Origin of the sequence: Sandaracinobacteroides sayramensis, assembly GCF_022014495.1 — a bacterium.
GTDB lineage: Bacteria > Pseudomonadota > Alphaproteobacteria > Sphingomonadales > Sphingomonadaceae > Sandaracinobacteroides > Sandaracinobacteroides sayramense.
In genome coordinates this window covers 11722-26310 of sequence record NZ_JAKLSQ010000011.1, presented here as the reverse complement: position 1 = coordinate 26310, position 14589 = coordinate 11722, and the positions used below count along the sequence as shown (strand labels likewise).

Here is a 14589-nt window from a genome sequence, read left to right as displayed (position 1 = left end):
GGCTGGTTGTTCCGAGGTTGTGTTTGCGGGAGGCCCCCACCCCAACCCCTCCCCTGACAGGGGAGGGGCTTTTTTCTTCTTGCGCCGCAGGCTGTTGGAATTGTTGGCGGGCGTGGGCTGCTGAAAAGCTGGACCCCGGGTCAAGCCCGGGGTGACGGGGTGGTGGGTGTCGAGGATCGGGGGTGCAGGGGCGTCACGCCCCTGCTGGGGTGAAGGGGCAAAGCCCCTTCGGACTTCTCTTTGTCGCCGTCCGGCGACGGGGGGCGAAGCCGGCGCCTAGTGCTTGACGCCCAGCCCCAGGGCTCGCGCTGCCAGCACCGCCTGTGTGCGGTTGCGGACGTCGAGCTTCTTCAGGATTGCCGTTACATGCGCCTTCACCGTGGCTTCGGTGATTCCGAGATCGTGGGCGATCTGCTTGTTGAGGCGGCCCTCCAGCAGGCCGAGCAGCACTTTCAGTTGCGTCGGAGTCAGGCCGGCGACGGTTTCGGCGACGGCTTCCACTTCCGGGTCGCCGCGTTCGGCCAGGCGCTGGCCGGCAAGGGCGCGGGCGATGGCGTCCTCGATCTCGCCGAGGTCGCGGCCCTTGCCGATGAAGCCGACGGCGCCGAAGGCGCGGGCCTCGCGGGCGACTTCGGCGCCTTCGGCGCTGGAGATCACCAGGATCGGCACGCCGGGGCGCTCGGCGTGGAGCAGCGCGACTCCGGAATAGCCGCTGGCGCCGGGCATCTTCAGGTCGAGCAGGATGAGGGCGAGGTCGTCGCCGGCGGCGGCGGCTTCCGCCGCGCGCGCCAGCGTTCCGGCTTCCAGCAGGCGGGCGTCAGGCGCCACTTTCGCAGCGGCCATGGCGATCGCCTGCCGGAACAGCGGATGATCGTCCGCGATCAGAATCGAGCGGCTCATGCCGCAATTGAACGATGCTCCACCAGATTGTCCACCACCGATGGATCGGCCAGCGTGGAAGTGTCGCCCAGATTGGAGACATCGCCCTCTGCAATCTTCCTGAGAATCCGCCGCATGATCTTGCCGGAGCGGGTCTTGGGCAGGTCGGGCGCGAACTGGATCACGTCCGGCGTGGCGATGGGGCCGATCTCGTGGCGGACCCACTGGATCAGCTCGCGGCGCAGGGCGTCGCTGGGCTCCACTTCGGCGTTCAGGGTCACATAGGCGTAGATGCCCTGGCCCTTCAGCGAATGCGGCATGCCGACGACGGCGGCTTCCGCCACCTTGGCATGGGCGACTAGGGCGCTTTCCACTTCGGCGGTGCCCATGCGGTGGCCCGAGACGTTGATCACATCGTCGATGCGGCCGGTGATCCAGTAATAGCCGTCGGAGTCGCGGCGGCAGCCGTCGCCGGTGAAATATTTGCCGGGGAAGGTGCTGAAATAGGTCTGGAAGAAGCGCTCATGGTCGTTCCAGACGGTGCGCATCTGCCCCGGCCAGCTGTCGGCGATGACGAGGCAGCCCTCGGCCTCGCCTTCCAGCAGCCTGCCGTCGTTGTCGAGCAGTTCCGGCTTCACGCCGAACATCGGCCGGGTGGCGGAACCGGGCTTCAGCGGCGTGGCGCCGGGGAGCGGCGTGATCATCGCGCCGCCGGTTTCCGTCTGCCACCAGGTGTCGACGATGGGGCAGCGGCCTTCGCCCACCACATGGTAGAACCACTCCCAGGCTTCCGGGTTGATCGGTTCGCCGACCGAGCCGAGGACGCGCAGCGTGGAGCGGCTGGTTTTCTTCACCCAGTCGTCGCCTTCGCGCATCAGCGCCCGGAGCGCGGTGGGGGCGGCGTAGAAGATCTCCACGCCATATTTGTCCACCACCTGCCAGAAGCGGCTGGCGTCCGGATAGCTGGGGACTCCTTCGAACATCAGCGTCGTCGCGCCGTTCGCCAGCGGGCCATAGACGACATAGCTGTGGCCGGTGACCCAGCCGACGTCGGCGGCGCACCAATAGACCTGTCCCGGGCGGTAATCGAAGACATAGCGGTGCGTCATCGCCGCCCAGAGAAGATAGCCGCCGGACGTGTGCAGCACGCCCTTGGGCTTGCCGGTGGAGCCGGAGGTGTAGAGGATGAACAGCGGATCCTCGGCGTTCATCGCTTCCGCCGGGCAGTCGGCCGGGGCCGCGGCGGTTTCGGCGTGCCACCAGAGGTCGCGGCCTTGCAGCATCGGCACGTCGGCGCCGGTGCGGCGGACCACGACGACCTTCTGCACGGAATTGCAGTGGCTGAGCGCCGCGTCGACATTGGCCTTCAGCGGCACGCGCTTGCCGCCGCGAAGCCCCTCGTCGGCGGTGACGACGATCGTGCTGTCGCAATCCTGGATGCGGCCGGCGAGCGCCTCCGGCGAGAAGCCGGCGAAGACGATGGAGTGGATGGCGCCGATCCGGGCGCAGGCCAGCATGGCGACGGCGGCTTCCGGGATCATCGGCAGATAGAGGGTGACGCGGCTGCCCTTCTGCGCGCCGTTCGCCTTCAGCACATTGGCGAAGCGGCAGACTTCGGCGTGCAGCTCGCGGTAGCTGATGCGGCGGCCTTCCTCGCCCGGCTCGTCCGGCTCCCAGAGGATGGCGGTGGTGTCGCCGCGCTCGGCGAGATGCCGGTCGAGGCAGTTGGCGGCGACGTTCAGCGCCCCGTCCTCGAACCAGCGGATGCGGAAATCCGCCTCGTCGAAGGAGCAGTTCTTCACCTGCGAGAAGGGCTTCAGCCAGTCCAGCCGGCGAGCTTCCTCGCGCCAGAACCCTTCCGGGTCGGCGAGCGAACGGGCGTAGCAGCTTTTATAGGCGTCGGCGTCGATCAGCGCGGTCTGCGCCCAGGCGGCTGGCACCGGATAGATGGTCTGGTTCATATGCCCTCTCCCCAGGGTTGCATTTTTCCGGTGAGGGTATCGGCCGGACGGCGCGGCGCCAATTGGACGAAGGTCGTAGCCCTAAGACCATGGTCTGGCTTCCGGGCCTGCCGCTTCCCGACGAATATTGCACGGACCGAGCCGCGATCCGCGAAAAGCGGGCCGGACAGGGGAGAGGAACCATGGGGAGTATCCGAGCCATGCTGCGCCTCGGCGCAGCCCTTGCCGCCTTCGTGCCAGCGGCCGCCATGGCGCAGACGCCGCGCGAGGCGGAGCTGGAAGCGCGGCTAAAGCAGCTGGAAGCGGCCGTCGGCGATCTGCGGGCGGAACTGGAGGGCTATCGCGCAGCAAATGCCGCAGCATCGGCTCCGGCAGCGCTGCCCGCGGAGCCGGTGGCGGTGGCCGCCCCGGCGGCGGAGGCGAAGGGTTTCCGCTCCGGCGCTTCCAGCATCAATATCGGCGGCTATGTGAAGACCGTCGCCAGCTTCAGCCGCTGGGGCGACGGCGTCGTCGCCAGCAACAGCCTCGGGCGGGACTTCTACCTGCCGTCCGCCATTCCCGTGGGCGGTGAGGCGGAATCGACCGACAGCGATTTCTCCGCCAAGCAGACCCGGCTCTGGCTGAACATCGGCACCGATGTCGCGGGCCATGTGCTGAAAGGCTATGTGGAGACCGACTTCCAGACCTCGCCGGGCGCGCAGGGCAATGAGCGGGTTTCGAACGGCTATACCCTGGCGCTGCGCCGGGCCTTCGTGCAGTTCGACAAGCTGACGATCGGGCAGGACTGGACCACCTTCCAGAATGTGGCGGTGTTGCCGGAATCGACCGATTATGTCGGCCCGACCGAAGGCACGGTGTTCGCCCGCCAGCCGCTGGTGCGGCTGAGCCTGCCGCTGGGCAAGGGGCTGGTGCTGCACGCCTCGGCGGAAAACGCCGAGACGGCGTCCTCGACGCTGGGCTCGCCGGCGCTGGTGGAGAATGACGACGACCGGCTGCCGGATTTCGCGGCGCGGCTGGTGGCGTCTGGCGGCTGGGGCGAGGCGTCGCTTGCCGGCATCGTGCGGCAATTGTCGGTGGAGAATGGCGCCCAGTCCGGCCAGGCGGCCGGCTGGGGTTTCAGCGGCGCGGGCAAGCTGCTGTTCGGCGGCGGCAAGCAGCATGATCTGCGGCTGATGGCGACCTATGGCAGCGGCATCGGCCGCTATGTCGGGCTCAACTTCGCGGCGGACGCGCTGACGGACCCGGCGACCGGCCGGCTTTCCACGCCGGAGATCTTCGCCGGGCTTGCCGCGGTGAAGATTTCGCTGGCGCCGGGGCTGCGGACGACCTTGATGGGCAGCTATCTGAACGTCGCCTACGAGGATGGTCTCGCCGGCATTTCCGGCTTCAACAAGCGGGCCTGGTCGGTCGCGGGGAATCTCTTCTATTCGCCGGTGAAGGCGCTCGACCTGGGGGTCGAGCTTCGCCACGGCGAGCGGCGGCTGGTGGATGGCGCCAGCGGCACGCTCGACCGGCTGGAGTTCGCCGCGAAATACAGCTTCTGACTTCATCCATATCGCGCAACATTTCCGCCTTGGGGAGAGACTGGACAATGGCAACCACCTACGACAGCGCCGCCGAAGACCGGCGCGCCATGAGCCGCAAGGAGCGCAAGGTGATCCTCGCCTCCTCGCTCGGCACCATCTTCGAATGGTATGACTTCTACCTTTACGGGCTGCTGGCGGTGGTGATCACCCAGCAGTTCTTCTCCGGTGTCAACGAGACGACCGGCTTCATTCTGGCGCTGGCCGCCTTTGCCGCCGGCTTCGCCGTCAGGCCGTTCGGGGCGCTGGTGTTCGGGCATCTGGGCGACCTCGTCGGCCGGAAATACACCTTTCTGGTGACGATGGGGCTGATGGGCGTCGCCACCTTCTCCGTCGGGCTGCTGCCGAGCTATGCCGCGATCGGGGTGGCGGCGCCGATCATGCTGGTGTTCCTGCGGCTTCTGCAGGGGCTGGCGCTGGGCGGCGAATATGGCGGGGCCGCCACCTATGTCGCCGAACATGCGCCGGAGGGGAGGCGCGGGCTTTTCACCAGCTTCATCCAGACGACGGCGACGCTCGGCCTGTTCGCCGCCCTGCTGGTGGTGATCGGCGTGCGGCTGGTCGTGGGCGAGGAAGCCTTCGCCGACTGGGGCTGGCGGATTCCGTTCCTGGTCTCGGCGGCGCTGCTGGGCGTCTCGCTGTGGATCCGCATGCAGTTGGCGGAAAGCCCGGTCTATCAGAAGATGAAGGAAGAGGGGAAAACCGCCAAGTCGCCGATCAGGGAAAGCTTCGGCAACTGGGACAATCTGAAGGTCGTGCTGATCGCGCTGTTCGGCGCCGTCGCGGGGCAGGCGGTCGTCTGGTACACGGGGCAGTTCTACGCGCTGTTCTTCCTGGAGAAGGTGATGAAGGTGGATGGCGCCACCACCAACATCCTGATCGCCATCGCGCTTCTGATGGCCACGCCCTTCTTCGTGATCTTCGGCTGGCTGTCGGACAAGATCGGCCGCAAGCCGATCATCCTCGCCGGCTGCCTGCTGGCCGCGCTGACCTATTTCCCGCTGTTCGGCGCCCTTTCGAACGCCGCCAATCCCGCGCTTTACGCGGCCTCTCAGGCGGCGCCGATCACCGTCCATGCCGATCCGGCCGATTGCTCGGTGCAGTTCGACCCGATCGGCAAGAACAGGTTCGACAGCAAGAGCTGCGACATCGCCAAATCCTTCCTGGCGAAGGCCGGCATTTCCTACACCAATGTCGCCGGCGCGCCCGGCAGCGTCGCCACCATCCATGTGGGCGACATGGTGATCCCGGCGGTCGACCCGGCCGGCGTTCCGGCCGAGGCGCGCGCCGACGCCATCAAGGCCTTCCAGTCCGACGTGAAGGCGGCGCTGGCGGCGGCCGGCTATCCGGAAAAGGCCGATCCGGCGGCGATCAACAAGCCGCTGGTGGTGGCGATCCTGTTCATCCTCGTGCTTTACGTGACGGCGGTCTACGGGCCGATCGCGGCGATGCTGGTGGAACTGTTCCCGACGCACATCCGCTACACTTCCATGTCGTTGCCCTATCATATCGGCAACGGCTGGTTCGGCGGCTTCCTGCCGACCACCGCCTTCGCGATCGTCGCGGCGACCGGGAATATCTATTCCGGCCTCTGGTATCCGGTGATCGTCGCGGCGCTGACGGTGCTGGTGGGCGTGGTGCTGCTGCCGGAAACCTTCCGTCGCCGCATCGACGATTGATCCTGATCATGGCCGGCATGGGCTGGAAGGCCCATGCCGGCGAGGCTTTCATGTGAAGGAAAGGTGTTTGCGATGTCTGCCGAAGCTGCCCCTCTCGACCACCCCGTCCGCCTCGTCACCCGCACCGGGCTGGAATTCGAGGTGCGCCCCGCGACCGAAGCCGACGATGCCCTGGTGAAGCAATTGTTCCGCGCCGTTTCGCCCGAGGATCGCCGCTTCCGCTTCCTGACCGCGCGCGAGGAGCTGAGCGACGCGCAGGTGGAGCCGATCACCCATGTCGACCATTGGCGGACGGAATCCTTCCTCGCCTTCGCCGACGGGGAAGCGGTGGCGACCGGGATGCTCGCCTGCGACAAGGCGATGGAGACCGGCGAGGTCGCCATCTCCATCCGCGAGGACAGGAAGGGCCGGGGAATCGGCTGGACGCTGCTGGAGTTCATCGCCGGCGAAGCCAGGCGCCGGGGGGTGAAGAAGCTGATCTCGATCGAAAGCCGCGACAACCACAGCGCCATCGAACTGGAGCGGGAAATGGGCTTCAAGGCCCGGCCGCTGGCCGACGATCCGACTTTGGTGGTGCTGGAAGCGGTTTTCGAAAAGGCGCAGGCCTGATTTTCCGCCGCCGGGCGGCCAGATAAGCGAAGGGGAGGCGACATGTCAGAGGCTTATCAGCAACGCTACGCCCAAAGTATCGCCGACCCCGAAGGCTTCTGGCTGGCCGCCGCCGCCGGGATCGACTGGGCCGTGCGCCCGGCGACCGCCCATGACGCGGCGCGCGGCTGGTTTCCCGATGCCGCGCTCAACACCTGCCACAACGCCGTCGACCGGCATGTGGCGGCGGGGCGCGGCGACAGCGCCGCCCTCATCTACGACAGCCCGGTGACCGGCACGGTTCGCCGCTACAGCTACGCCGAATTGCAGGAGGCCGTCGCGCGGACGGCCGGGATGCTGGCGGCGCTGGGCGTGGAGAAGGGCGACCGGGTCGTCATCTACATGCCGATGATCCCGGAAACCGTCTTCGCCATGCTGGCCTGCGCCCGGCTGGGGGCGGTGCATTCGGTGGTGTTCGGTGGCTTCGCGGCGCCCGAACTGGCGAAGCGGATCGACGACGCCCAGCCGAAGCTGCTGCTGACCGCCTCCTGCGGGATCGAGGGGACGAAGACCGTCGCCTACAAGCCGCTGGTGGATGCGGCGCTGGCGCTTGCGAAGCACCAGGTGGCGCATGTGCTGCTGTTGCAGCGGCCGATGCTGGAAGCAGCGATGCAGGGCGCGCGCGATCTCGACTGGGCGGAGCGGTTCGAGGCGACGGCGCCGGCGCCCTGCACCGATGTGGCGGCGACCGATCCGCTCTATATCCTCTACACCTCGGGCACGACCGGAACCCCCAAGGGCGTGGTGCGGGAAAATGGCGGCCATGCGGTGGCGCTCGCCTGGTCCATGGCGAACATCTACGGCATCGGCGCGGGAGATGTGTTCTGGGCTGCCTCCGACGTGGGCTGGGTCGTGGGGCACAGCTATATCGTCTATGCGCCGCTCTTGGTGGGGGCGACGACCCTGTTGTTCGAGGGCAAGCCGGTCGGCACGCCCGACGCCGGCACCTTCTGGCGCACCATCGCCCGCCATGGCGTGAAGACCTTCTTCACCGCGCCCACCGCCATCCGCGCCATCCGCAAGGAAGACCCGGACGCGAAGCTGCTGGCGGAAATCGGCCTCGGCGACTTGCAGGCGATCTTCCTGGCGGGCGAGCGCGCCGATCCCGACACGCTGGCCTGGGCCGGGGAAAAGAGCGGGCTGCCGGTCATCGACCATTGGTGGCAGACGGAACTGGGCTGGCCTGCGATCGCCAGTTGCCACGCGCTCGGCGACAGCCGCCGCCGGCCGGGAAGCGCCGGATTCCCGGTGCCCGGCTATCGCTTCGATGTGCTGGGCGACGACGGCGCGCCTGTGGGGCCTGAGGAAACGGGTCATGTCGTCATCCGCGCGCCGCTGCCGCCGGGCTGCTACCGCACATTGTGGAACAATCCGGCCGGCTACGAGAAATGCTTCTCCGCCTTCGCCGGCTATTATGAGACCGGCGACGCCGGCCATATCGACACCGACGGCTTCATCCACATCATGGGCCGCACCGACGACATCATCAACGTCGCCGGGCATCGGCTTTCGACCGGGCAGATGGAACAGATCGTCGCCAGCCGGCCGGAAGTGGCGGAATGCGCGGTGATCGGCGCCGACGACGCGCTGAAGGGGATGATCCCGATGGCGTTTGCCGTGGTGAAGAGCGGCGCGGAAGCGGGTGAGCCGCTGGTGCGCGCCATCATCGCCGAGGTGCGCGGCCAGCTAGGCCCGGTGGCGGCGCTGAAGGACGTGCATCTGGTGCGCGCGCTGCCCAAGACCCGTTCCGGCAAGATCCTGCGCGCGACGCTCCGGCGGCTGGCCAATGGCGAGAAGGTGGAAACCCCGCCGACCATCGAGGACCCGGCCGTGCTCGACGAATATCGGGCGCTGTTCGGGGCGGAAGCAGCGCAAAGCGTCGCCTGAGGCCATGGCGGTTCCGCAAAGCAAGGGCGAACTTCTGAGGGCGATAGACGTCGGTTTCGAGAAGCTGCTGCGCGAACTGGCCGACGTGCCGGAACAGGCGGTTGGTAACCGGAATCTGGAAGGCCATGCCAAGGGCACGCGGATGAGCGTTGCCGACCTTCTGGCCTATCTTCTGGGCTGGAACGAACTGGTGCTGAAATGGCTCGACCGGGATGCGGCCGGCCAGCCGGTCGATTTTCCCGAGACCGGCTTCAAATGGAATGAACTCGGTTTACTGGCGCGGAAATTCTACGCCGATCACGCCGATACGCCCTATCCGCTGCTGCTGGAGCGGTTGCGGGAGGCGCAGCAGAGGATCGTCGCCGCGGTTGAAGCGCGCAGCGATGCCGACCTCTATGGCCGCCCCTGGTATGGGAAATGGACGATGGGGCGGATGATCCAGTTCAACACCTCCTCCCCTTATGAAAATGCCCGTGGCCGGCTGCGCACGTGGAAGAAGGGGGGCGGAGGCGACTGATCGCCCTGTCTTCCACTTGCCCCCTTCCACTTGCCCGGCCGGTTCAGATCGCGCCGAACCTTTCCAGCACGTTGCGGGTGATGCGGGTGACATAGGGGTCGTTCGCCTTCAGCGCATGCGCCCATTCGGTGGTGCCGCAGTTGAACACCTCGCCCTTGCCGCGCCGGAACGCGGCCATCACCGCATGGCCGCGGATGAGGCCGGGGTTGCTGGCCAGCGCCGGGTCGCCGAACACGTCGGTGGCGATCGCCTGCAGATTTTCCGGCGGGATGATCGGGCTGTAAGGGTTGGCCGGGTCTTCGCCGAAGGCGCAGGGGGCGATGGCGATGATCTCCAGATTTTCCGGCACGCCCAGCGTCGGGACGGGCTTGGGCAGCCCGTCGTCGCCGAAGGTGAAGCGGCAGCCGTCATTCTCATAACCCAGAAGCGGCAGCTCGTCGCCGATCACGTCGCCGAAGAAGAGATCGGTGCCGGCCAGCGCCCAGTGGCGGTCGTGGTAGATGGTGTAGCCGCCCTGTCCCCGCGCCGCGCACATGCCCAGCCGGTGATAGCCGCCGTGCAGGAAGGTGAGGCCGGTGATCTCCGCCTCCGGCCGGGCGAAGGCCTTGTGCGACCAGAGATGGGTGCCGAGCGAGGGGTCTTCCGCCGCCGCCGGGTCCACCTCGAAGCCCTTCCACTTGTGGCAGATGTAGGTGCGGCCGTCGTTCTCGTAACGCACCTTCCAGAAGGCGGTGTTGCCCGAGAAGATGGCGAGGCCGCCGCCCGAATCCACGAAGCGCTCCAGCCGCGCGCGTTCGTTCGCCGTCCAATATTCGCTGTGGCCGACGAGGACCACCGTCGCATAGCCGTCGAGGGCGTCCGCCTCCACGTCGAGGTCGTAGTCGGTGGCGTAGTCGAGGGCGATGCCCTCGCGCTCGGCCCAGTCGGCGAAGGCATGTTCCCATTTGTGCAGGAAACCGGCCGAGCCGTCGTAGGGCGTCATGCGGTGGGCGATGGCCCAGGCGGTGTCGGATGCCCAGGGCTGTTCCTGAAAGCCGCGCTTGCGCATGTTCACCAGCCGGGGGGCGTCGGCCGGCGCGGCGACGATCGCCTGCGGGTAGGGGCGTTCGGTGGACAGCACGCCGATAGCGCCCTGCATCGCTTCGGGCAGGGGCTTGGAGCCGCTCATCAGCGCGGCAACGTCGCAATAGGCGGAGGCGCCGCCCCAGTAATTGTAGGAATTATAGGTGTTGGTGTTGAGCACCAGCAGCGCCTTTGCGCCGCGCGCGCCGGTGGCCGGGCGGACGCAGAGGAAATGCTGCCAGCGGGCGCCGGCGCTGTCGGTCAGCAGCAGGTCGTAATAGCCGCTCGGCCAGTCGCCGACTTCGAATTCCGCCGCCGCCGGCCAGCCGCAGCCGTTGCGGTCGGCCTGGAGCGGGGTGGGGTGGTCGGCAACGGCGATTCCGGCGATGGTGTGGACGATTTCGCGGCTGCGGCCGACGCGGGCGATTTCCAGCGTGCAGGGGCCGGCCGGCGAAGAGGCGTGGAGCGCCACCCGCTCTCCGGGCCGGGCGCTGGTGCGGTTGGTGTAGAATGCGGTCATCGGCGCCGTTCCTTTCAGCGTTGCCCGTAGCGTGCGAAGGCCTGGAGCACGTCCGCCATCTGCGCGTCGTTCAGAAGGACGGGGCCGCCGATCGCCAGCGTCCCCCAATAGACGGCGGCCTGTTCCTCCACCTCCTCGGCGATGGCCAGCGCGTGGCGGAGGCTGGGGCCGAGCGCGATCAGCCCGTGGTTCGCCATCAGGCAGGCGCGGCGGCCGTCCAGCGTGGACACCACTTCGCGCGCCAGTTCGTCGCTGCCGAAGGTGGCGTAAGGGGCGACCGGCACGCTCGCGCCGCCCGACACCGCCACCATATAGTGCAGCGGGGGGATCGGCTTCCCGGCGCAGGCGAGGGTGGTGGCGTGGCGCGCGTGGCAATGCACCACGGCCCCGGCGTCGGCGCGGCGCTGGTAGATGCCCATGTGCATCCGCCATTCGCTCGACGGGCGGTGGCTGCCCTCGGGCGTGCTGCCGTCGGGCAGGACATGGACCATCTGCCCGGGCGTCAGTTCGTCGGGGACTATGCCGCTTGGCGTCACCAGCATGCCGTCGCCCCAGCGGGCGGAGACATTGCCGGACGTGCCCCGGTTCAGCCCTTTGGCGTCAAGCGCGCGCATGGTGGCGACGAGCGCCTCGCGCAAGGCGGCTTCGTCGCCCGTCACAGCACCACCGGCGTGCTGTCGGCGAAGGCGAGGGTCTGGTCGAAACTCTCCAGCCCGCCCAGCGTGCCGAGGCCCAGCGCCACGCGGGCGGAAACGGCGACGGCGAAGCGCAGGCAGGCGGCCTCGTCGAAGCCGCGCAGGCGGGCGGCGATGAAGCCGGCGCAGAAGGAGTCGCCGCAACTGGTGGTGTCGACCGGGTCGATGCGGAACGCCGGGGCCTGCCATTGCCCGCCCGGCGTGAACAGGGTCGCGCCGCTGCGGCCCAGCTTGAAGGCGCAGCCGCCGGCGCCCAGCGCCATGAAGCGGCGGGCGGCGGCTTCGAGATCGTCGCTTCCCGTCAGCACCTGCACTTCGGCGAGGCTGGGCATGAACAGGTCGACATGCGGCAGAAGCGTCGCCAGTTCCTCGATCGCCGAGGGGGAGGGCGAGATGAGGTCGCAGGTGACGAAGGCGCCATTCGCTTTCGCCTGTTGCAGGAATTCCACCGCCCGCGCCTGCGGGCCGGGATAGCCGATGCCGCCCCAGTGCACGGCGCGCGTGTGCGGCAGGCGGGCGAAGGCCTCCTCCGGCACGGGGCTGAGAACGCTGGCGCCCACCATGTGCAGCGTGCTGCGCTGCCCGTCCGCGCGGACGGGCAGCAGGGTGGTGGAGGTGGGGAAGGTGGGGTCGGTCGCCAGCAGGCTGGTGTCCACGCCCAGTTTCTCGAGGCCGGAGCGGACCGCTTCGCCCTGCAGGTCGTTGCCGACCGCCGAGGCGAGCGCCGCCTTCAGGCCCAGCCGCGCGCCGACGGCGGCGGCAGCGGCGGCCGTGCCGGCCGGCGTGAGCGTGATATTCTCGACGAGCGTGCCTTCGTCCACGGCCGGCAGAGCCTCCACCGGGCGAACCGAAATGTCGAGCGTGGTCAACCCGACCGCCAGAAGATCGGTCTTTTCCATCGAGGCGCCTCTCAGTGCTGGCCGGCCTGGGCCGCGGCCATGGCAAGCAGGGCGGGGGAAGGCTGGATCTCTGCCCGCCGGGCGGCGATGGCGGCGAAGGCTTCGCTTGCGGCGGCCAGCGCGAAGTCGATATCGGCGACCGTCATCGCCGCGCAGAGGAACATGTTGTGCCAGGGGTGCACATAGACGCCGCGCGCCAGCATCTCCTGCCCCCAGGCGTAGCCGAAGCGCACATCGGGGTCGTCGGCGAACATGATGAGCGGCATCTGCACAGGGCCGCTCTGCCGCAGCCGGAAGCCATGTTCCCCGGCCGCCGCGTCGAGGCCGGCGCGCAGGCGGTCGCCGAGCGCCACCATATGTTCCAGATAGTCGGTTTCGCGGATGATCCGCATCGTTTCCAGCGCCGCCGCCATCGGCACGGCCGCGAACCAGAAGGAGCCGGTGACGTAGATGGAGCCGGCGCCCTGCCGGCAACTGTCGGCCCCCAGCAGCGCCGAGAGCGGCTGGCCGTTCCCCAGCGACTTGCCCCAGCAGCTGAGGTCCGGCTTCACGCCGACCAGCGACCAGGAGCAGTCGCGGGTGGTGCGGAAGCCGGCGCGCACCTCGTCGATCACCAGCATCGCGCCCTTTTCGTCGCACAGCTCGCGGGCGCGGCGGGCGTAGGCGGGGTCGGGCAGTTCCTGGTCGACGAACACGTCATGCTTGAAGGGGCTGGCGAAGATGGCGGCGAGATCGTCTCCGGCGGCGGCGACCGCTGCCTCCAGGCTTTCGATGTCGTTGTAGCGGTAGCGTTGCTGCCAGGCGCGGTCCTCGGCGACGGTGCCGGAGGGGAGGGGGGTGCACCAGGCGGCGGCGCCATGATAGGCCCCCTCGGCCACCAGGATGGTGCGGCGGCCGGTCTGGGCGCGGGCGGCCATCAGCGCCATGCTCGTCGCGTCGGTGCCGTTCTTGCAGAACATCGCCCAGTCGGCGTGATCGACCATGGAGACGAGGGTTTCCGCCAGCTCCACCATCACCGGGGCGGGGCCGGTCAGCGTGTCGCCCAGCGCCGCCTGGCGCGCGGCTGCGGCATCGACCCGGCCGTCGCGGTAGCCCAGCAGGTTCGGGCCATAGGCGCACATGAAGTCCAGATAGCGGTTGCCGTCGGCGTCCCAGATGTAGGCGCCTTCGCCCTTCTCGAAGAATTGCGGATAGCCGTCGGGGAGGATGCGCGTCGACTCATGGCCATACATGCCGTTGGGAATGACCTTGGCGGCCCGTTCCTTCAGGCCGGCGTCGATGGGCTTGTCCATGCAGCAATCTCCATTTGATAGCGATTGCTATTGGATCGTCGCCCCCGGCAAATGTCAATCGGTAGTGGGGGCTATTCTTTATCGGAGCCTTCGTTCGGGATCGACAGCAGGTCGCGGTAGTAAAGCGTTGTGAGACGGGCCATTTCGTCGGTTATCCGGCTTTCGAGATGCGGTTCGTCGATCACCATCTCGTTCGCCGCCGAGCCCAGCGCGGTGGAGAGGAGCGTGGCGACGTGCAGCCGCTCGGCGTCTGCCCCGGGGTAGCTGACCCGCAACTGCTCGAAGAGGGCGCCGGCCACTTCGCGCACGGATTCGGCCCGCACTTCGCGCAGCACCGGCAAAGCCCCCATGGCACGCAGGATCCACAGGCCGCCGGGTTGCGAACGCGCCACCTGCCGCACCCGCGCCAGCAGTTCGGCGCGCTGGCGCACCGCTTCTTCCAGCGGCCCGTCGACGGCGCCCTTGCCCTCCTTCAGCCAGTCGAAGACGATGGCGTCTTCCGCTTCCATCAGCCGGCGGCCGATTTCCCGCAGGATCGCATATTTGTTCGGGAAATAGCGGTAGAGCGCCGGAGGGGTGATTCCGGCGCGCTCGCAGATCATGTTGGTGGACAGGCGCTCGACGCCCACTTCCGAAAGCAGCTCGCCCGTCACTTCCAGGATCAGCTCGAAGGTGACCCTGGCCCGATCCTGGGAGGGGGCGAGCTTGGTTTCCAGTTCCACCGCTGGTTCCACCTTGGCCGCGTTGCGGGCGATCCGGCGTGCCATCTTTGCTGCATTCCCCCCATCTGCGCGCGGCCTGCGCCAGCCCTGCCCGTGCCCGCAATATAGGGACAAGGGCGCTGCAAAGGCCAGCCGCCGCGCCAAGTCGACAGCCTGTGTCCTGCCCGAACCGGGGCGGCGAGGGAATCAAAAAAGCTAGTCTTGCATATAAGATTGCGATGGCTATCGTATGACGAAAATCTGAA

The 14589-nt window shown here is 68.1% G+C and carries 12 protein-coding genes; 5 read left to right on the top strand and 7 right to left on the bottom strand.

Annotation, left to right across the window (positions count from 1 at the left end; translation table 11 throughout):
* Positions 1–276: 276 nt before the first annotated feature.
* Together L6Q21_RS10405 and acs are read right to left on the bottom strand one after the other, a co-directional pair.
* Entirely contained in the window at positions 277–900 is a 624-nt protein-coding gene (locus L6Q21_RS10405; protein ID WP_237830692.1) for a response regulator transcription factor, read from the bottom strand.
* Positions 897–2840 (bottom strand): acetate--CoA ligase, encoded by a 1944-nt coding sequence (acs, locus tag L6Q21_RS10400; RefSeq protein ID WP_237830691.1) that lies wholly within the window; start codon positions 2838–2840, stop codon positions 897–899. Before acs ends, L6Q21_RS10405 begins: the two co-directional genes overlap by 4 nt.
* 182 nt (positions 2841–3022) lie before the next feature.
* Between acs and L6Q21_RS10395 the strand changes: the two genes are divergently transcribed.
* From L6Q21_RS10395 to L6Q21_RS10375, 5 genes are all read left to right on the top strand, one after another.
* A complete protein-coding gene (locus L6Q21_RS10395) occupies positions 3023–4384 on the top strand; it encodes a porin (protein ID WP_237830690.1) in 1362 nt (453 codons plus the stop codon).
* Positions 4385–4431: 47 nt separating this feature from the next.
* Positions 4432–6102, top strand: a complete 1671-nt coding sequence (locus L6Q21_RS10390; RefSeq protein ID WP_237830689.1) for an MFS transporter — start codon at positions 4432–4434, stop codon at positions 6100–6102.
* 72 nt (positions 6103–6174) lie between these two features.
* Complete coding sequence (locus L6Q21_RS10385) at positions 6175–6711, top strand: GNAT family N-acetyltransferase (RefSeq protein ID WP_237830688.1); 537 nt, start codon at positions 6175–6177, stop codon at positions 6709–6711.
* A 42-nt stretch (positions 6712–6753) separates the two neighbouring features.
* The gene (locus L6Q21_RS10380; RefSeq protein ID WP_237830687.1) at positions 6754–8637 is read left to right on the top strand and encodes an AMP-binding protein; all 1884 of its coding nucleotides are present in this window, start codon (positions 6754–6756) and stop codon (positions 8635–8637) included.
* 4 nt (positions 8638–8641) lie between these two features.
* The gene (locus L6Q21_RS10375; RefSeq protein ID WP_237830686.1) at positions 8642–9154 is read left to right on the top strand and encodes a ClbS/DfsB family four-helix bundle protein; all 513 of its coding nucleotides are present in this window, start codon (positions 8642–8644) and stop codon (positions 9152–9154) included.
* A 43-nt stretch (positions 9155–9197) separates the two neighbouring features.
* On the opposite strand, the gene L6Q21_RS10370 is transcribed toward L6Q21_RS10375, so the two are convergent.
* From L6Q21_RS10370 to L6Q21_RS10350, 5 genes are all read right to left on the bottom strand, one after another.
* A complete protein-coding gene (locus L6Q21_RS10370) occupies positions 9198–10736 on the bottom strand; it encodes a N,N-dimethylformamidase beta subunit family domain-containing protein (protein ID WP_237830685.1) in 1539 nt (512 codons plus the stop codon).
* Between the two features lie 14 nt (positions 10737–10750).
* The gene (locus tag L6Q21_RS10365) at positions 10751–11395 is read right to left on the bottom strand and encodes a class II aldolase/adducin family protein (protein ID WP_237830684.1); all 645 of its coding nucleotides are present in this window, start codon (positions 11393–11395) and stop codon (positions 10751–10753) included.
* Positions 11392–12330: a carbohydrate kinase family protein gene (locus tag L6Q21_RS10360; RefSeq protein ID WP_237830683.1), complete on the bottom strand. Its 939-nt coding sequence runs from the start codon at positions 12328–12330 to the stop codon at positions 11392–11394. Before L6Q21_RS10360 ends, L6Q21_RS10365 begins: the two co-directional genes overlap by 4 nt.
* 11 nt (positions 12331–12341) lie before the next feature.
* Positions 12342–13622 carry an aminotransferase class III-fold pyridoxal phosphate-dependent enzyme gene (locus tag L6Q21_RS10355; protein ID WP_237830682.1) on the bottom strand — a complete coding sequence of 427 codons (1281 nt, stop codon included), beginning with the start codon at positions 13620–13622 and terminating at the stop codon, positions 12342–12344.
* 71 nt (positions 13623–13693) lie between these two features.
* A complete protein-coding gene (locus tag L6Q21_RS10350) occupies positions 13694–14389 on the bottom strand; it encodes a TetR/AcrR family transcriptional regulator (protein WP_237830681.1) in 696 nt (231 codons plus the stop codon).
* Between the last annotated feature and the right edge of the window lie 200 nt (positions 14390–14589).